The 17,579-nt window shown below is 59.1% G+C and carries 17 protein-coding genes; 8 read left to right on the top strand and 9 right to left on the bottom strand.

What is annotated here, in order from left to right; genetic code table 11:
* Positions 1-7 precede the first annotated feature (7 nt).
* The gene (locus ACZCED_RS03840; RefSeq protein WP_464860242.1) at positions 8-586 is read left to right on the top strand and encodes a hypothetical protein; all 579 of its coding nucleotides are present in this window, start codon (positions 8-10) and stop codon (positions 584-586) included.
* Between the two features lie 11 nt (positions 587-597).
* Here the strand turns inward: ACZCED_RS03840 and ACZCED_RS03835 are convergent, their stop codons facing one another.
* The gene (locus tag ACZCED_RS03835) at positions 598-1,623 is read right to left on the bottom strand and encodes a uroporphyrinogen decarboxylase/cobalamine-independent methonine synthase family protein (RefSeq protein ID WP_462969097.1); all 1,026 of its coding nucleotides are present in this window, start codon (positions 1,621-1,623) and stop codon (positions 598-600) included.
* Positions 1,624-1,820: 197 nt separating this feature from the next.
* Here ACZCED_RS03835 and ACZCED_RS03830 point away from each other — a divergent pair, with 197 nt between their 5' ends.
* On the top strand, positions 1,821-2,420 hold the full coding sequence (locus ACZCED_RS03830; RefSeq protein WP_462969098.1) for a 4Fe-4S dicluster domain-containing protein: 600 nt from the start codon (positions 1,821-1,823) through the stop codon (positions 2,418-2,420).
* A complete protein-coding gene (locus ACZCED_RS03825; RefSeq protein ID WP_462969099.1) occupies positions 2,413-3,267 on the top strand; it encodes a heterodisulfide reductase-related iron-sulfur binding cluster in 855 nt (284 codons plus the stop codon). The genes ACZCED_RS03830 and ACZCED_RS03825 overlap by 8 nt, the downstream gene beginning before the upstream one ends.
* Positions 3,268-3,321: 54 nt before the next feature.
* Here ACZCED_RS03825 and ACZCED_RS03820 read toward each other — a convergent pair whose 3' ends face one another.
* Positions 3,322-3,564 carry a hypothetical protein gene (locus ACZCED_RS03820; RefSeq protein ID WP_462969100.1) on the bottom strand — a complete coding sequence of 81 codons (243 nt, stop codon included), beginning with the start codon at positions 3,562-3,564 and terminating at the stop codon, positions 3,322-3,324.
* Between the two features lie 196 nt (positions 3,565-3,760).
* Here ACZCED_RS03820 and ACZCED_RS03815 point away from each other — a divergent pair, with 196 nt between their 5' ends.
* Entirely contained in the window at positions 3,761-5,011 is a 1,251-nt protein-coding gene (locus tag ACZCED_RS03815; protein WP_462969101.1) for an MFS transporter, read from the top strand.
* Between the two features lie 69 nt (positions 5,012-5,080).
* On the opposite strand, the gene ACZCED_RS03810 is transcribed toward ACZCED_RS03815, so the two are convergent.
* The 5 genes from ACZCED_RS03810 to ACZCED_RS03790 form a co-directional block, all read right to left on the bottom strand.
* A complete protein-coding gene (locus ACZCED_RS03810) occupies positions 5,081-5,590 on the bottom strand; it encodes a hypothetical protein (RefSeq protein ID WP_464860241.1) in 510 nt (169 codons plus the stop codon).
* Positions 5,591-5,630: 40 nt separating this feature from the next.
* A complete protein-coding gene (locus ACZCED_RS03805; protein WP_462969103.1) occupies positions 5,631-6,629 on the bottom strand; it encodes a TAXI family TRAP transporter solute-binding subunit in 999 nt (332 codons plus the stop codon).
* A gap of 34 nt (positions 6,630-6,663) precedes the next feature.
* Complete coding sequence (locus ACZCED_RS03800) at positions 6,664-7,104, bottom strand: universal stress protein (RefSeq protein ID WP_462969104.1); 441 nt, start codon at positions 7,102-7,104, stop codon at positions 6,664-6,666.
* A 59-nt stretch (positions 7,105-7,163) separates the two neighbouring features.
* Positions 7,164-9,752, bottom strand: coding sequence for a TRAP transporter permease (locus ACZCED_RS03795; RefSeq protein ID WP_462969105.1), 2,589 nt, complete (start codon positions 9,750-9,752; stop codon positions 7,164-7,166).
* A 179-nt stretch (positions 9,753-9,931) separates the two neighbouring features.
* Positions 9,932-10,915, bottom strand: coding sequence for a TAXI family TRAP transporter solute-binding subunit (locus ACZCED_RS03790; RefSeq protein WP_464860240.1), 984 nt, complete (start codon positions 10,913-10,915; stop codon positions 9,932-9,934).
* A gap of 586 nt (positions 10,916-11,501) precedes the next feature.
* Between ACZCED_RS03790 and ACZCED_RS03785 the strand changes: the two genes are divergently transcribed.
* Genes ACZCED_RS03785 through ACZCED_RS03770 form a run of 4 tightly spaced genes read left to right on the top strand, consistent with a single transcriptional unit; the run spans position 11,502 to position 16,451 of the window.
* On the top strand, positions 11,502-12,329 hold the full coding sequence (locus ACZCED_RS03785; RefSeq protein WP_462969107.1) for a tetratricopeptide repeat protein: 828 nt from the start codon (positions 11,502-11,504) through the stop codon (positions 12,327-12,329).
* 6 nt (positions 12,330-12,335) lie between these two features.
* On the top strand, positions 12,336-14,216 hold the full coding sequence (locus ACZCED_RS03780; RefSeq protein WP_462969108.1) for a cache domain-containing protein: 1,881 nt from the start codon (positions 12,336-12,338) through the stop codon (positions 14,214-14,216).
* Entirely contained in the window at positions 14,206-15,591 is a 1,386-nt protein-coding gene (locus tag ACZCED_RS03775; RefSeq protein WP_462969109.1) for a sigma-54-dependent transcriptional regulator, read from the top strand. Before ACZCED_RS03780 ends, ACZCED_RS03775 begins: the two co-directional genes overlap by 11 nt.
* On the top strand, positions 15,588-16,451 hold the full coding sequence (locus ACZCED_RS03770) for a glycosyltransferase (protein WP_462969110.1): 864 nt from the start codon (positions 15,588-15,590) through the stop codon (positions 16,449-16,451). Before ACZCED_RS03775 ends, ACZCED_RS03770 begins: the two co-directional genes overlap by 4 nt.
* A 120-nt stretch (positions 16,452-16,571) precedes the next feature.
* Here ACZCED_RS03770 and ACZCED_RS03765 read toward each other — a convergent pair whose 3' ends face one another.
* Both ACZCED_RS03765 and ACZCED_RS03760 read right to left on the bottom strand, forming a co-directional pair.
* Positions 16,572-17,075: a hypothetical protein gene (locus ACZCED_RS03765; protein ID WP_462969111.1), complete on the bottom strand. Its 504-nt coding sequence runs from the start codon at positions 17,073-17,075 to the stop codon at positions 16,572-16,574.
* Positions 17,076-17,378: 303 nt separating this feature from the next.
* Positions 17,379-17,579: hypothetical protein (locus tag ACZCED_RS03760; RefSeq protein WP_464860239.1), on the bottom strand; the 201-nt coding region annotated here is incomplete at its 5' end.

The following is a 17,579-nucleotide window of genomic DNA, read 5'->3' as shown; positions in this document are numbered from 1 at the left end:
ACAGGCCATGGTAAACATCCTTCTTGCCGCAATGCTGACACTTTTCGCCGGCCCCCAGGATCTGTTCGCCGAACGCAGCCATCAGGGAACGCATCACCGGTTCGAAATCCGATCCGACACCCAGCCACGGTCACCGGATATACAAAGCCGGTATAACCGATCCAGACGCCCTGCCCACGACCGGCGCAGCCGCTTCAGGCCGCCCGTCAGTGTACCATTGCATCCGGGGGCCCCGAGAAAACCCGTCCATCCGATCTATCCGGGTTATCATCCCGGCAGGCCCGGGCATGGCCGCCCCGGCTACTGGTGGCCGGCCAGCACGACGGTGGTGCGGGAGGTCCAGCCGATCATCATCGTGAACCATCCCCCGCCGGCGGCACCGGCTCCCCCCCCCGAACCGGAGAAAGTGTGGGTGCCGCCCGTCATGGACACGCGCATCGAACCCGGCTATTGGGATTACGGCGTAAAGAAGGTGTGGATGGGTGACCACTGGCGATACGAACAGGATCATGGCGAACGGAAATGGGTTCCCGCGTCCCAGGTGAGATACGTCAAGCAGGAAGGGTACTGGAAACCGGTCGAGTAGGCGCGGCTGCGTCAACCCAGTCGGTGGGTCTCTCTCATCTGCCGTGACATCCGGTTCACCGATGCGAAGGCACGCTCCACGGTCTTCTCCCTGTCCGGGTTGACCAGGCAGCAGGTGGCGGGCGACAACATGCCCTGGGCAATCAACCGGTCCCGATCCACCCCCTTTTTGGTCAAGGCCTGCCAGACCGATTCCAGGCGGTCGATCAACGACGGCAGATTCTCGTGCGAGAATGTCTCCATTCCGGTGGGAACGATCCCCCAGACAATCAATCCCCCCCCGTCCAGGAATCGCCGGATGGATGCGGCGTAGGATGAAAAGATCTCCGCATGGGTGTAAATGTCCATGGACAGGACCTCCAGGTCGAGGTTCAGCAGGAAATCCCAATCCGGATTGCCGCACAGGTGTATCCCCCGGGGCCGATCCACCTGGGCAAAAAACTGGTCGAGATCGCCCTTGGCCTTGATGTCACTGTACCCCGCCAGTGCGGAAAACAGAAACTGGAGCCCCGGTTCATCCACAAACATGAACGCATTGGCGTTCCTGCTTTTCAGCCGCTTCAGCTGGACGTTCAACCGTTTGGCCATGAACTCGAGCATGAAGGGCCGGACCGTGTCGTCGAAAAGAATGGGCCGCTCGTCCTGGTCGAGAACGTTGAATCCAAAGCTGACCGGGCCTTCCAACTGGCCCCGGATCGCCGGCCGGTCGGCCAGGTCGAGGGACAGAAACCGGTGGTAGACGGCGGAATAGGTCTCGCTGACGTCGAAATAGCCAGGGTCGTCAAACCGGGCGAGCGCCGCTTCGAATTCCTCGGCGAAGCGGTCGATGGAAAACCGCAGCGTCCGATTGCCGACGTCCAGTATGATACCGGGAAAATGCTCCGCCGCCTGAACATACATGTCTTCATAATAGCTGAAGTTGGGCAGCTGGGGCCAAAAGGGCACATCCAGCGACAGAGCCATGTCAAGGGCTCTGGTGACGTCGGTGTGGGGCATCACTGCCATGGCGGTGGTCAACAGGTTTCCGGGAAGGGGCATGACATCGCGCTTTCTTTAGGATTGCCGGTGTGGGACCCGACTCACGTGTTGCCGCTCTGTATCGATCATATCCGGCAGCATGATGAACCTAACCGCTCTGGAAATCAAAGCAATTGATATAAGTCAATGAAACCCGGTTGACGATGTGGGAAATCGATCCGAGGATGGAACCAACCGGCTGGAAAAAAGGATATCACATGGCAGACGACGGCCACCCGTTGGAACCGGATGACCCTGCCGACGGGCATGCGGATCGATTCTTGAAAATCATCAACCACGTCTCCCGCCAGAACATCGATCGGTGCTGGCACTGCTGGTCCTGCGGCGGCGGATGCCCCTTCTCGGCGCACATGGACTTATTGCCCAACCAGGTCATTCGCCTGGTCCAGATGGGCAGGGGCGAAGATGCGCTGAGGTGCAACACCATCTGGCTCTGCGTGGGCTGCCATACCTGCTCCAGCCAGTGCCCCAACAGCATCGATGTGGCGGCGGTCATGGATGCCCTGCGCCAGTTGGCCATCCGTGGCGGCATCGTGCTCCCGGAAATGGACATCTACCGCTTTCACAAGTACATTTATGGATCCATCGAGCGGCACGGACGGCTGAACAAACTGGCGGCGATGGTTCAGTTCAAGGTGGGGTCGGGCAGGCTTTTCTCAGACCTGCAATCGGGCCTGAAAATGATCACCCGCGGAAAGCTCGAAATCCTCCCCCAGAAGGTGGCCGATCATGACGAACTGGATCGGATCTTCACCCACTACGACCAGCGCAGGAGGAGCTTCGACGCCCATGAGTAACATCGACCTGGCTTACTACCCGGGCTGCACCCTCAGCTCCACGGCCCGTGAAATCGACGAGGCCCTGCACCAGGTGTGCAAGCGGCTGGACATCAACCTGTCGGCACTGCCGGACTGGAACTGTTGCGGGTCGTCCTCCATCCACGCGGTCAGGCCCCAGTTGGCGGTGTCCCTGGCCGCGCGCAACCTGTTTCAGGCCCAGTCCACGGGCCGGGACCTGATGGTCATGTGTGCCGGCTGCGCCAACCGGCTGCGGGTGGCGTCGAACCAGCTTCGCAGCGATGATACCAGCCGCCGGGTCAACCGGGAGATCCTGGGAGACGTTCTCGACCAGGACCTGCGCGTTCACCACCTGATGGACCTTCTGCCCGGCCGATTGAAGGAGAGACCCTATCGCAATGCCTTGAAACAGCCGCTGGCGGGTCTGCGCTATGTGCCCTATTACGGCTGCCTGCTGGCCGCGCCGCCGGAACTCAAGACCTACCCCAGGCTACACGGCTCCATGGAATCGGTCATGGCATGGCTGGGAGCCGAGGCGCTTCAGTGGGGATATCAGGCAAAGTGCTGCGGGGCGTTTTTGTCGGTGGCCAGGCCGGACATCGTGGCGCCCATGGTCACGGACATCATGGACAAGGCCATTTCGGCGGGAGCCGAGTGCGTGGTCACTGCCTGTGCCATGTGCCAGCTCAACCTGGAGCTCAGAAGTCCTGCCCACCTGCGGTTGCCGGTATTTTCAGTCGTGGAACTGCTGGCCTGCGGTATGGGGTCAGCGGACCTGCCCCGCTGGTTCAAGCGGCATCTCATCGACCCGCTGCCGCTGTTCAAAAGCAAACGATTCACCATCTGACCCATTCCTCCGACCACCTTCAGCCGGGGCGGGTAAAATGCCCGCCATCGCGGTTCAGGCGCCGGCCTTCAGGCTCATGTAATACCCGCGTTCAAAATACTGGGACGTCCGGTTGTCCAAAACAGCCTCGTTTTCGTGAATGTAGCGCGAACCGCTCCCCCAGGCACCGCAGGCCAGCACAGCCGTGTCCCCGAGACTGAACTTGCGGCCGCAGGCCACGCACCCCTCGGCGTTGGTGGTGTTGAGGGCTTCAAGGTCCATGATGATCTTGGGTTTGCACGCGTTGATGTCATTCATTGTCTTTTCCTTTCGTTTCAGTCGCTTCGCTTTATCAAACAGAGTATTCATTATCCTGGCAAATGCAAACCGGACAACCCCATGCCGGGGATAAAAATGGTTTGCTTATTTGGTACAAATTTGCTTTTGTCGATCGTCTCTTTTTTAGCAGGCAGATTGTCGATAAGCATCGATATCACTCGACTAAGGAAACAATATGGTCACCACCCTGGGTGCGTTTGGCGCACTGTTTACCGCCGCCTTTGTCTTTTTGACCGGCAACGGCCTGTTAAACACCCTGCTGAGCACACGCATGGCCGCGGAGGGCTTCTCGACCGGCACCACCGGCATCGTCCTGTCGTGCTATTTCACCGGCCTGTTGACCGGTTCATTCACCTGCCATCGCTTGATCCAGCGGGTGGGACACATCCGGGCCTTCACCGTGTATGCCGCCACGACGACAGCCGCGGCCCTGCTTCACGGGCTCTTTCTCTCGGCAGGGTTCTGGGGCGCACTGCGATTTATAAGCGGCATCACGACCTTCGGGTTGTTCATGGTCATCGAGAGCTGGCTAAACGAGTGCACGGAATCGCGTTACCGGGGCCGCGTATTTTCCATTTACATGACCCTGACCTACCTGGGGATCGGCATCGGTCAGCAGTTGCTCAACGTCGGAGACATTCAGGGGCAAACGCTGTTCATCATCGCCGGTGTCATCTTCGCCCTGTGCCTGGTGCCGGTGTCGGCCACCGAGGGTGTCCACCCCAGCCTTCCCGAAACCAAGCCCTACCATTTCATATCAATATTCCGCCGGGCACCGCTGGGCATGCTTGGCAGCATGGCCGCCGGCCTGACCAACAGCGCCTTTTATGCCATGATGCCGGTGGTCTGCACCGACATCGGCCTGTCGCTTCGCCAACTGTCCTGGATCATGTCCATCACGGTGTTCTGCGGCCTGGCGGCCCAGTGGGCGGTAGGCACCCTGTCGGACCGCTTTGACCGCACGGTTGTCCTCACCGCAATTGCAACCGCCATCGCCGTTGTCAGCGGGTTCATGTTCGTCACCGGAGCGCGGTCGTTTGGGGGAATGGCTGCGGGGATGGGAATCTTCGGCGCCTTGATGTTTGCCGTCTACCCGGTCGCGGTGGCCCGGGCGCATGATATATTCGGCGGGCAGGAGGCGGTGGCCGTCAGTGCAGGCCTGCTCTTCGCCTACAGCATCGGCGCCAGCGTCAGCCCCTTGCTGGCCTCCGGCGTGATGACCCTGCTGGACTCCCCTTTTGGGCTTTTCGCGTTCTGGCTGCTGATCAACGGCACCTTCGCCGTGGTCACCCTCTATTTGAGAAAGCAGGAAAAAGTGGAAGTCGTGCCGGTGGAAGACCAGGTGGCCTTCGTGCCCATGAAAAGCACATCGCCGGTGGTCATGTCCATGGATCCGCGCAGTGACGCTGAAGCCGGCCGACCATGACGGCAGGTCATCCACGCCGCAGGCGACCGGGAACAGGCTGGTTGTGACGGTTCACGATAGAGAATTGGATCAATGCCGCATACCGGGGCGACGACGCCCATCCATCGAGTAAGGATCGCTGTCCGCTGAAGGCAGGCTGACGACAATCACGTTTCCAGGCTCGAATCGGATGGTCGTCCGGCTGTAGAACGAATACCAGACCCCCGCCTGTTTCCCTGCAGGATCGACAATCACCCCGCCCAGGATGGCGGGGGTAAACCCGAGTTGGTCGGTCATGGCGTCCACCAGGCGATTCAGCAGATCGGACGTCATGTCCAGGGAGCGCCATAGCCCCGGCTTCAGGGTGTAGGAGCGGTGGATGGCCAGGATGGCCGTGGGACGGGCCTCGGGGCCGGTGGCATAGTAGGCGTGGTCAGCCAGGACGTCGTGGCGTTCGAAGGCCTCGCCGACATCCTTGCTGCGCTGCAGGTGGCCGTAGTTTCCGGTGCAAGCCATGGCCAGGGTCGCCAGAAGGAACATCAGCGGACACACGCAGCGAATGCGGAATGGATGCTTGGTCTGATCGGAAGCTGATGACATGTCGCAGGCAAACCGTCTTTAGCTGATGGTTGTTGACCGGTCAATTTCCCCGCGATGCAAAATAACCTGCCGCGCCCGGATGCAGGGCGATGCCGATGTCCGGACCATCCGATGGGTCCACGGCAAACCCGCCCAGGGCGGGATGAATGCTCCTCAGGCGGTCCTGATGCTTTTCCAGGGCAGTCATTACCGCCATTGCGGCCTCATCATCGAGACTTCCCGAAGCGGCCAGCCAGATGGTGGTTCCGAAGGAGGCCACCGGCTTTTCCAGACCGGGATACGTGCTGGAGGGAAGGCTCACGATCGAGACGGCGGGATTGCCTTCAACCGCCCGGGTGATATCGCCATCATTCATGTCCACCGGCACGGCGGCACACAGGTCCATCAGCTGCTGCAACGCCGAGTCCGGGTGCACGCCGATATGCACCATGGCATCGACGGAGCCGTGGCAAAACGCCATTGTATCCTGCGACAGGGTGGCCGGCAATTCCTGCACCAGCTTGAAATCCGGCTGGGTCCAGCCCTTTGCCGTCATGATGAAATCAACCGCCTCACGCACCTTCGTGTGCGCAATGCCGATGTTGATGCGCCTTCCCTTTAGATCCGAGAGCCCGGCAATGCCGGCGTCGATGCGGGCGACCAGCAGCACGGGCAGTTGATAGAGCGGCAATAGCGTGCCCAGATTGTCGTAGCGGATGTCCAGGAACTGAAACTGGCCCTTGCGGGTCACGGCGTCGTGCAGCAGGCGCGAATCGAGCAGGGCCAGGTCCAGCGATCCGCCGTTCAGGTTGGTCAGGTTGTGGGTGTCGTCGGCTGCAGGGATCACCCGGCAGCTCAGATCGGCGGCAGACCGATTGATCGTCCGGCATACCGCCCGGCCGGCAAAGTGAGAAAAACTGCCCGCCGCATCGGTCCCGAGGAGGATGTCACCGGCGGCAGCACCGGTGGGGACGGTTGCCGCGATCACGGCGATGCCAAGCAGGGTGAATCGTTTCAAGCAATCCGCAATACCTATTTTCCTGGGGTGCTGGGTGGCCATGATGATTCCTCCCAGAGGTTGAAGGTGATGGGCGTTAGGGCGAGGCCCCGACATTGCGCAACCGCAGCACGCTGCAGTTGGCGTGATCGGCGACCCGCTGTGAGCAGGACTGGCTGAAGACCTCGTTAATCTCACGGTGACGGTTGTGGTAGACCACGATCAGATCCGCCTGCCACTCATCGGCGACACGGATGATCTCCTCCCAGTTTTTCCCGGTTCGCAATCGGGCAGTGACGCCTGGGTCGCAATTGTCGGCAACAAACTGCTCCAAAGCCTCCTGAATCCGCGCTATGGCTTGCTGACGAACTTCCTCAGGGACGATAGCGGCCACCATCGGCATTGAAAATCCAGGCATCACCGTGACCAGCCGGATGGCGGCGCCGCTTAAATCGGCAATGGCTTTCGCCTTCTGATACACCCGCGCGGCCGTATCGGGATAGTCGATGTCCACGGGTACGAGAATCTTTTTAAACATAGTCTGTTCTCCCGGGTGAAAAATTCAATGCTGACAACACAATCGTTTGCCGGCCATTGTCAAGCAGGAGCGGCCGTCTTCTCCTGCTTTTTTCTGCGTTTGTTCTGTATAAACCAGATCAGTGCATAGAGCAGCAACGCCGGAATGTAGACCCACTCCATGGTCGGACGCTGGCTGGGAACCTGGATGTTGAGGATTTCCTGATCGAAATCGATGCCAGCTTTTTCCGCCCGGCTGGAGAAAACCACGTTGTCAACCAGGATCTTGCCCTCTTCCTCGCGGGTTTCAATGCCGATGCCAGCCAATTTTTCAACTCCCGTGGCTTCATCGCCCACCTTAAGCATCAGGGTTTTGGTGTATTCCTTGCCATTCATATCCTCGCCTTTGACCTCGATGCGCAAGCGGGAGTCGGGTGCCATGCCGCCCACCATCTCTTCCAGATTGGTAGGCGGCTTTTTATCCAGCGGCGGATACACCATATCCCACCAGAAGCCGGGACGAAAAAGGGTGAAGGCCACCAGGAGCAGGGCGGCCGTTTCCCAGATGCGGCTCTTGGTCAGAAAAAACCCTTGGGTGGCCGCGGCAAAGGCCAGCATGGCGGCCACCGCGGCAATGATAACCACGACCAGGTGAAACCAGCCATGCAAACCGATCATCAGCAACTGGGTGTTGAAGATGAACATGAAGGGCAGCACGGCCGTTCGAATATCGTAGGTGAACCCCTGGATGCCGGTCTTGATGGGGTCCCCCCCGGATATGCCGGCGGCGGCAAAGGCCGCCAGCCCCACCGGCGGCGTGTCGTCGGCCAGGATGCCGAAATAGAACACGAACAGATGCACGGCGATCAGCGGCACGATGAGTCCGTTCTGGGCGCCCAGTTCGACGATCACCGGGGCCATCAGGGTGGAGACGACGATGTAGTTGGCCGTGGTGGGCAGTCCCATGCCCAAAAGCAGGCTGATCACGGCCGTAAAGAGCAGGATCAGCATCAGGTTGCCGCCGGAGATGAACTCGACGAACTCGGTCATCACCAGGCCGATGCCGGTCAGGGTCACGGTGCCGACGACGATGCCGGCGGCCGAGGTGGCCACACCGATGCCGATCATGTTGCGGGCCCCGTTGACGAAGCCGCTGATCATGTCTTTAAATCCCGCCTTGAAGGCGAACTCATCGCCCTTCATCTTGCGGAACACGCCTTTGAGCGGTCGTTGGGTGAGCACGATAAAGATCAGCAGTACCGTGGCCCAGTATGCCGAAAGGGCCGGCGACAGGCGTTCCACCACCAGGCACCACATGAGCACGACGATAGGCAACAGAAAATAGTACCCGGCCTGGGCCGTCGGTCCCAGTGGGGGCAGCTCGACAATTTCGAGGGTTTTTTCCAGTTCCGGCACCCGGCAGGCAAATTTGAGCAGGAGTAGGTAGGCGCCCAGCAGCAGGAGGCAGACGATGTAGATGGTGGCACCGCCGGCCACGGTCTTGATCCAGCCCAGCCCGTAATAGGTGACGCCTCCCAAGATAACGATGAACAGGAAGGTCATGACCGCGGACAATACTTTCTGCTGGAAGGTCGTAATCACGGGCTTTTCCATGCCCTTGAGTCCCATCTTGCAGGCCTCCAGGTGGACGATGTACACCAGGGCCACATAGGAGATAATGGCTGGGAGAAAGGCGTGCTTGATGACCTCCACGTAGGAGATGCCCACGTACTCCACCATCAGGAAAGCCGCGGCCCCCATCACCGGCGGCATCAGCTGCCCGTTGGTGGAGCAGGCCACCTCCACGGCACCGGCCTTTTCCGCGGAGAAACCGACTTTTTTCATCAGCGGGATGGTAAAGGTCCCCGTGGTGACCACGTTGGCAATGGAGGATCCGGAGACCAGTCCGGTCAAGCCGGAGGAGACGACGGCGGCTTTGGCCGGTCCGCCGCGCAGATGGCCCAATCCGGCAAAGGCCGTGCGGATAAAGTAGTTGCCGGCACCGGCGGACTCCAGTAGGGCGCCGAAGAGCACAAACATGAACACCATGCCGGTGGAGACCCCCAGGGCCACCCCGTAGACACCCTCGGTGGTCAGCCAGTAGTGCGTCATGCCCTTGGTCAGGCTGGCCCCCTTGTGGGCGATCACGTCAGGCATATAGGGCCCGGCAAAGGTATAGATGATAAAGACGGTGGCCACCACCATCAGGGGAGGCCCGAGCGCGCGACGGGTGGCCTCCAGCAGCATGACCAGGCCGACGACGGCCACGACCAGGTCCATCGTTATGGGCGCGCCGGGGCGACTGGATAGTTCCGCATAGAACCAGAACAGGTAGGACGCGCAAAAGGCGGCCACGATGGCCATGACCCAGTCCTGCACCGGAATGTAGTCCCGCGGCGAGGATTTGAATGTGGGATAGGCGGTGTAGGATAAAAATATGGCAAAGGCCAAGTGAATGGCCCTTGCTTCGGTATCGTTAAGTACAAAAACGTTGAACAGGAACGGTAGGGGCGAGGCGTACCAGAGTTGAAACAGCGTCCATATCAGGGGCACGTAAAATAGGATTTTTTTGGGAATCGCCCCGGTAGGATTACGGGCGCCAGATTCGGTTTCGGCAACCAGCGCATTGGGATCGACTGGTACCGCCCTTTTGCTCTTCAGTTTGACCATGGTGACGATTCCTCCTTGTGGCGCAATGGGCAACCGCTAATGCTGGAAGATTTCTGCCGCATGATGCTGTTCGACACTCCTGTCGACGCATGCGTTGAAACCGCCTCGCTGCAGAATTGAGAAATTGCAAAGAGCGACCCGTGCACGGCTGCACGCCGCGCACGGGCATCAAGGGTGGACTACTTCAACAAGCCGACTTCTTTGTAGTATTTGATGGCACCGGCATGCAGCGGTGCGGAAAGGCCGTCTTTGACCATCTCTTCCTTATTCAGGTTCTCAAAGGCCGGATGAAGCTTCTTGAACTCATCGAAATTCTCGAAGACCGCCTTGACGATCTCGTAGATCACCTTGTCATCCACCTTGGAGGAGGAGACGAAAGTGGCACCCACACCGAAGGTGGGCGTGTCGGTATCGGTTCCGCGATACATGCCTCCGGGAATGACGGCTTTACGGTAATAGGCATTATCGGCAACCAGCTTGTCGACGACCGGGCCGGTTACGCTGACTATCACGGCGTCGCAGGAGGTGGTGGCCTCTTTGATGGAGCCGTTGGGATGGCCCACGGTGTAGACCATGGCGTCGATCTTGTTGTCGCACAAGGCGCTCGCCTGCTCGGCCGCTTTCAGTTCGGAGGCCAGTTTGAAATCGTCATTGGTCCACTTCAGGGCTGCCATGAGGACTTCGATGGTGCCGCGCTGCCCGGAACCGGGGTTGCCGATGTTGACGCGCTTGCCTTTAAGTTCCATAAAGTCCTTGATGCCGGAGTCGGTACGGGCGACCACGGTGAAGGGTTCGGGATGCACGGAGAAAACGGCGCGCAGATCCTTGTCCGGCCCGGCATCCGCGAATTTATCCGTACCGTGAACGGCATAATATTGCATGTCGGACTGGGCCACGCCCATATCCAGTTCACCGGCTCTGATGGCGTTGAGGTTATACACGGAACCGCCGGTGCTCTCCACCGAGCAGCGGATGCCATGCTCTTTTCTGCCCTTGTTGACCAGGCGTGCAATGGCCCCGCCCGTGGGGTAATAAACGCCGGTGACGCCGCCGGTGCCGATGGTAACGAAGGTGGTATCCGCCTGTGCCGATTCGACTCCGAGGCCGACCATGAGGGACAGGCCAAAAAACAGTGCAGTGACAACGAGTAATGATCTTTTCATCCGAACCTCCTTTTTATTGGTCAATGACGATGACCGGTTGTTGATCGATGGATTCTTTCCTGCCTGGCGTCTGTTTTCGTTTTTTCTCCTCCTTGATATCGATAGGTCAACGGATCGGTGATGCCACACGGCACCCGGTCAGTCCCCGCAGAAAAAAAAGAGGCGGGCCACGATGGCAGGGGGTGACGGGTGCGGCACATTGAAAACGATTCAGCAAATAAAGGCATACGTTTTGCTGAACCCGAATCTGAGCAAGGTTTATGCCACCTGCATATCAAGGCGCAGTGCGCGGCCAGCAACGGCCGATCCGGTGAATGATACCGGTTTCAACGGTGGTAGATAAGAAAACCCGCAATGACAATTGCTTGAACAAGGATATAAGATAATATAATGGAAAATGATCAAATCATCAACCTTGAAAACCATAACCGGATTCTTTCACGGCTGGAGACGGTTGAAGGGGCGATTGATAGTTGACCATATCCTCACATGTGGCTGATATGATCAAAGAAGGTGATATGGATTGACGAACACACCCACAAGGCCGATCTCCAAACACCGGATGAAATGCTGGTGGTTTGCTGTGATGGTGTTCCTGCATATGTCGGGAGGCTGCACCGCCGAGCCTCCCGCCATCGACGTGCCAGCCCAGGAAGCCTCGGTGGCCAGCGTCTCCGGATTCGAGATTCCCCTCTTTGCCACATCAACGGAACAGCTCAATTATGCGAAGTCCCTGAATGCCAACCCCCGCGAGAAATCAGCGGCCCTCGACCTGATTTTCGGCCGTTTTCCCAATGACCGGCAGGAACTGGGCGAAGCCAGGCTGGAGTTGGCCTATCTTTACCTGGGCAAGGATTTCAGGCTTGCGGACAATAATGCCTGTGAACAGGCGCTGAACGCCTATGAATCGATCGCCAGGGAGTTTTCCGATCTGCCGGCGGTTCGTGCCAAGGCTTATTGGTATATGGCCTGGATCACCACCGATCTGTTGAAGGACAAACCCAAAGGACTGGCGCTTTACTCGCTGCTCGCGGACAAATACCCCGAAGACCGCTTTTCACGAATCTCTCCGGTCCCGTGGCTGAAACTGGTTTTTCCCAACCCCGAGAAGCCCCCCTATACGGCAGATGACGCCCACACCCACTCCTGGGCCGGGCTGGCGCTGCTGGAGATTGTGCGCAACGCCGAGGATGCCGGCATGCGCGACCAGGCTTTCGAAAAGCTGTGGAAGGACCACCGCACCAGTCTGACCACCGGATACGCCCTGAAAGAGATCCTGCACCGCCCGTCGAGGCTGCCGGACATGGACCGAATCGTCGGGGAATACGTCATGGGCAATACCATCAATACGCAGCTTAACCACGATCTGCGCGCCGGGCTGGCCGACGGGTGGGCGTTAAAGTCGATCCAATGATACATCATGCGTAAGTCATTGATGTTGAGTGCCTATCGGCACTCGTTCCAGATCCGTCTGTTCGTCTCCATAGCGGGGATGACCATCCTCTTTATCGCCATTACCGGTTATTTTTCCTATCTTACGGGAAGGCGGTCGATGGAGAAACAGATCGAGCAGTATGCCGTCGGCACGGCAGCCCAGATCACCGAACGGGTGCGGGCGTATCTGCTGCAGCCGACCAGGGCGGTCAACCTGCTCAAGAAAACCATAGAAAATGGGTTCATCGATGTCGCGGACGATGGGGAACTGATCCGCTTCTTTCATCTGCTCCAGCAGGACAACCCTGAATTCCTGAACATCATTTATGGAGACAGGGGCGGCCGGTTTACCATGGTGCCACCCCAGCGGCCCGAGGTGCACAAGCTCTTCGATCCCAGGATCAGGCCCTGGTATACGGGGGCGCTCGAAAAAGAAAGCCAGTTCTGGACGCGGGTTTACGTGTTTGCCTCCTCCCAGCATCCGGGCATTACCGTGTCGACGCCGCTGGTCGCCGCCGACCGCTCCATCGCCGGCGTCTGTGCCATCGATATCGACCTGTCCACCTTCTCACGCTTCCTCAATACGCTCAGGATCGGCAAAAAGGGTTACGCCTACATTGTCGACAACGTGCAGGGGCGGGTGATTGCCCATCCGCAGCTGCTCAATCCCCATTTCAGGCCGGAACAGGTCCGATTTCTCAACACCGGCCTGCAGCGGCTCAAAGCCGGCAAGCGGCAGTTCGACCTTGCCTTCTTCGACGATGAAGCCTTTTATACCGCCTACGCCGATTACCCGGAGAGCGACTGGTCTGTCGGCGTCAACCTGCCGGTGTCGGATTTTCTTGACGACATCAATGCCATCAAGCAAGCCACGGTCACCCTGGTGCTCGTGGCCGTCTGCATCTCCTGCATCGTCAGCTACCTGGTGGCCCTGACCATCGTCAAGCCGTTGAGGGTGCTCGAAAAGGGCATCCAACGGGTGAGCGCAGGCGACCTTGACGATAAGGTCCGCCTTGACCACCCCCATATCGTCAGCACCCTGGCCGAGGCCTTCAACCAGATGGCCGCCTCGTTGAAGCAGAGCCGGAAGGCGCTGAAGAAAACCTACTTCGAGCTGGCGGAGAAAGAGAAATTGGCCGCCCTGGGACAACTGACCGCGGGCATTGCCCACGAAATCAAGAACCCGTTGGGCATCATCCTGGGTGCGGCCCAGGTGGTCGCCAACCCCCAGAAACCGGAAGCCATGCGCAAGCGGGCGACGCAGTTCATCATCGACGAGGTGATCCGGCTGGACAATACCTTGAAGTCGTTTCTGGCCTTCGCCCGGCCGGTTCCGCCCAGCCTGAGCCCAACCGACCTGGTTCGGCTCCTGGAAGAGACCTTGGACGATATCTCGCAGATGCTAAGCAGCCAGTCGATTCAGCTCGAGAAACTGGCGGCGCCCCCGCTTCCCGCATGTGCGGTGGATCCGGACCAGATACGACGGGTATTCATGAATATCCTGCTCAATGCCGTCCAGGCCATGCCCGATGGGGGCCGGCTGACCGTCAGGTGGTCTTTGGATCATGAATGCCCGGCTGCAGACCCGGAAGACCGGGAGGACGGTGCCGTCGACCGGTCCCTCATCATCGGTCAGGCGGCCGTTTCCATCACCGACAGCGGAGACGGCATCCGACCGGATCGATTGGAAAAGATATTCGAGCCCTTTGCGACTTTCAAAGACGGTGGCACCGGCCTCGGGCTGTCCATCGTGGCGCAGATACTCAACATGCACCACGCCGGGATAACCGCACAGAGCACACCCGGCAAAGGCGCCACGTTTACGATCGTTTTCCCCTTAACCGAAGAAGCCACCCATGCAACATAAAGTCCTCATCGCCGAAGATGAATCCCGCATGCGCGAAGTGATCGCCATGCTGCTCAGCGACCTGCCGCTGGACTTTGTCGAGGCCAGAGACGGACGGGAAGCCGTCGACCTGTTTGACCACGACACCTTCAGCCTGGTGATCACGGACATCAAGCTGCCCAAGGTCAGCGGCATGCAGGTCCTGCAGCATGTCAAAGCCTCCGATTCAGAGCTGCCGGTCATTGTCATCACCGCCTTCGGGTCCATCGACAATGCGGTGGAAGCCATTCACTCAGGGGCCTTCGACTACGTCACCAAGCCCTTCAAGGAAGAGCGCCTGCGGGACTGCGTGCAAAAAGCCCTGCGGATCAGCCGGCTGACCGCCGAGGTTCGTCATCTGCGACGGGAAATTGAAGGCAGGTACAACTTTGCCAATATCGTCGGTCATTCCCCCCGGATATGTGACGTGCTGCAGCAGGCGGGCCGGGTGGCGGAAACCGATGCCACGGTACTCGTGACCGGGGAGAGCGGCACCGGGAAAGAACTGCTCAGCAAGGCACTGCATTTCAACAGCCCCCGGTCGGCAGGGCCGTTCCTGCCGGTCAACTGCGCGGCCATTCCGGGCCCGCTGCTGGAAGCGGAACTCTTCGGTTACGAAGAGGGCGCCTTTACCGGCGCCACCCGCCGCCAGAAAGGAAAGTTCGAACAGGCCTCCGGGGGCACCCTTTTTCTGGACGAAATCGGCGACATGGCGATAGAGGTGCAGGCCAAACTGCTGCGGGTGCTGGAATCACGAACGTTTCAGCGACTGGGCGGGTCCAAGGCCATCACCGTGGACATCCGCGTCATCGCGGCCACCAATCAGAATCTCGAACGGCTGGTCGGCCAGAAAACCTTTCGGCAGGACCTCTACTACCGGATCCATGTATTTCCCCTGCATATCCCCCCCCTTCGAGACCGCCGGGAAGACATTGGCCCGCTGGCCAACTTTTTTATCCGCGACTTTTCCACGGCATTCGGACGCAGGCCCCCCACACTCTCCCGCAAGGCGCTCACCCTGCTCGAAAACCACGCCTGGAAAGGCAACATCCGGGAATTGAAAAACGTGATCGAACGGGCCCTGATATTGTGCAAGAACGATCAGATCACGACCCGCCACCTGATTCTGCAGAGCAGCAACGATATGCGGCTGGATGCGTTGGATATGGACAACCTGGCCAACCTGATGATGGGCGGCGGCGGGCTGGACATCGTCGACCTGGAGACCCGGCTGGTCAAACGGGCCATGCAGATGGCGGAAAACAACGTGTCCAAGGCGGCCCGCCTGCTGGGACTCTCGCGCCCCACCCTGCGGTATCGGCTGGAAAAGTACAACATCGACGGCGGCGACGGATGACCCGACAATCCACCCATATGCCGGCAACAGCCCGGGTCAGCGTGATCCTGCCCACTTACAACCGCGGATGGATCATCGAACAGGCCGTCGAATCGGTTCTCGGCCAGGACTATGCCGATCTCGAGCTGATCGTCGTCGATGACGGCTCCACCGACGACACCGGCCGCCGGCTCGCGACGTTCGGCGAGCGCATCACCGTCATCCGGCAGGCCAACCGCGGGGTCAGCGCAGCCAGAAATGTCGGCATCCGGGCGGCCACCGGCGAACTGATCGCCCTGCTCGATTCGGACGACACCTGGCTGCCGGGAAAAGTGACCGCCCAGGTGGCTTTTTTCGCGAAACACCCCGATGCGCTGGTCTGCCAGACCGAAGAGGTCTGGATCCGCAACGGGATTCGCGTCAATCCGGGCAAACGCCATCGCAAGCAAGCGGGCATGATCTTCGAAAGAAGCCTGGCCCTGTGCCTGGTAAGCCCGTCGGCGGTGATGATGAGAAGATCCCTGCTGGAAGCGGTTGGCCTCTTCGACGAAACGCTGCCCGCCTGCGAGGATTACGACCTGTGGCTGCGCATCGCCTGGAAGCACCCGATCCACCTCATCGACCGGGCGCTGATCGTCAAGCGCGGCGGCCACGCCGACCAGCTGTCCCGCATGCCCGAACTGGACAAATACCGGATCCAATCCATATCCCGCCTCCTGGACAGCGGTGTCCTGGATCGCGATCAAGGCGATGCCGCCCGGGCCATGCTGGCGACCAAATGCACCATTTACGCCCAGGGATGCCGCAAGCGGGGCCGGATGGAGGATGCGAAGCGGTATGAGCAGTTGGCGCGAAGGTACGAAAAGGGATCAATGGGATGAGCATTGCGTTTGAGCTGAGACGCGCAGTTTTTGCGCGTCGGATTCTCAAGCGACTTGCTGTCCGCTATCGATTTATCGTTCTTTTCGGGACGTCTCACCCATCGGGAAAGCGAAAACCTTTCACGCCTCTTCCCAATCCAGCAGGGTGATCATCCATCGATCGTCGACACGCTGCATCGAAATGAAGTGCTTTTGCCGCCACCATCCACTGGCGAATGTCACCGTTACATCGGCGCTGCTCCCGTTGATGGAGATCCGCGGGTTGATCAGCCTTCCGGACAGGTAATAATCCCCGGTGACGAATTCGTGAGACAGCGGATACAGCACAAGTCGGTTGGGTGATTGAAGGGTTTTCCAAAAGGCGGTTAACGATTTACGCAACCTTCCCTTGGAAACCATTGCGGTACCCCTGAAAGAAAAGCGTCCCTGTTCGTGAAGGCATGCCAGGAACCGATTCAGGTCGAGTCGATTCTTGGCATCCTGATACTCGATGAGCAGAGTGACAATTTCACCTTCAACCATGTTTTTCGGCCGGTAATCTGTCAGTTGAACGTCCCCCGGGAGATCGCAGCCAAAGGTCAGTGCAAACAGAAACAGCTCTATGCAAAGAAATATTTTCCTCATCAATGGAAGACCTTGAAACAGGCGAACCCACCGAAAGCAAGCCGATCCGGATCAACCGCTTGAGATACCAGCCGGCAGCTACGGGAATCACCTTTCGGACGATGACGCGATGGAATGACCTATCCCGATACCAGCGAATTAGAGAGCGGGCGGTGCCTACCACCATAAGTACACTTATAAAGCCAGTGGATTATCTATAAAGATAAAGTTGGTCGGTTGACGAGACACTAGACGGTGTCATCCCGGAAGCAGCCAAGCGGATATCCGGGATCCAGAAAGCCGATCGCGGATAGCGCTGTTGCTTCACGGTGTGCCCCGCCTTCGCGGGAATGACACCATACACTGAAGTGTAAAAGTTAAGATCGTCTCTGCTACGCACCCACCGCCCAAACTGGTAGTCATCTGAAAATAGCCGTAACGCAGATCCACGTCAAAATCCACTCCCCCGCCGGGCCCCTCGAAATCGATGTAACCGGTGAAGCCTAACTCCTTGGTACCCTTCTC

It is taken from the genome of Desulfosarcina sp. (assembly GCF_055467485.1).
This window is presented reverse-complemented; position numbering and strand designations above follow the sequence as displayed.

Excerpts from the sequence above, each read along its gene's own strand:
- ACZCED_RS03780 (WP_462969108.1), top strand. The coding sequence starts at position 12,336 with ATGCGTAAGTCATTGATGTTGAGTGCCTATCGGCACTCGTTCCAGATC.
- ACZCED_RS03810 (WP_464860241.1), bottom strand. The coding sequence starts at position 5,590 with ATGTCATCAGCTTCCGATCAGACCAAGCATCCATTCCGCATTCGCTGC.
- ACZCED_RS03830 (WP_462969098.1), top strand. The coding sequence starts at position 1,821 with ATGGCAGACGACGGCCACCCGTTGGAACCGGATGACCCTGCCGACGGG.
- ACZCED_RS03775 (WP_462969109.1), top strand. The coding sequence starts at position 14,206 with ATGCAACATAAAGTCCTCATCGCCGAAGATGAATCCCGCATGCGCGAA.
- ACZCED_RS03820 (WP_462969100.1), bottom strand. The coding sequence starts at position 3,564 with ATGAATGACATCAACGCGTGCAAACCCAAGATCATCATGGACCTTGAA.
- ACZCED_RS03765 (WP_462969111.1), bottom strand. The coding sequence starts at position 17,075 with ATGAGGAAAATATTTCTTTGCATAGAGCTGTTTCTGTTTGCACTGACC.
- ACZCED_RS03790 (WP_464860240.1), bottom strand. The coding sequence starts at position 10,915 with ATGAAAAGATCATTACTCGTTGTCACTGCACTGTTTTTTGGCCTGTCC.
- ACZCED_RS03815 (WP_462969101.1), top strand. The coding sequence starts at position 3,761 with ATGGTCACCACCCTGGGTGCGTTTGGCGCACTGTTTACCGCCGCCTTT.
- ACZCED_RS03835 (WP_462969097.1), bottom strand. The coding sequence starts at position 1,623 with ATGCCCCTTCCCGGAAACCTGTTGACCACCGCCATGGCAGTGATGCCC.
- ACZCED_RS03805 (WP_462969103.1), bottom strand. The coding sequence starts at position 6,629 with ATGGCCACCCAGCACCCCAGGAAAATAGGTATTGCGGATTGCTTGAAA.
- ACZCED_RS03825 (WP_462969099.1), top strand. The coding sequence starts at position 2,413 with ATGAGTAACATCGACCTGGCTTACTACCCGGGCTGCACCCTCAGCTCC.
- ACZCED_RS03770 (WP_462969110.1), top strand. The coding sequence starts at position 15,588 with ATGACCCGACAATCCACCCATATGCCGGCAACAGCCCGGGTCAGCGTG.
- ACZCED_RS03800 (WP_462969104.1), bottom strand. The coding sequence starts at position 7,104 with ATGTTTAAAAAGATTCTCGTACCCGTGGACATCGACTATCCCGATACG.
- ACZCED_RS03840 (WP_464860242.1), top strand. The coding sequence starts at position 8 with ATGGTAAACATCCTTCTTGCCGCAATGCTGACACTTTTCGCCGGCCCC.
- ACZCED_RS03795 (WP_462969105.1), bottom strand. The coding sequence starts at position 9,752 with ATGGTCAAACTGAAGAGCAAAAGGGCGGTACCAGTCGATCCCAATGCG.
- ACZCED_RS03785 (WP_462969107.1), top strand. The coding sequence starts at position 11,502 with ATGGTGTTCCTGCATATGTCGGGAGGCTGCACCGCCGAGCCTCCCGCC.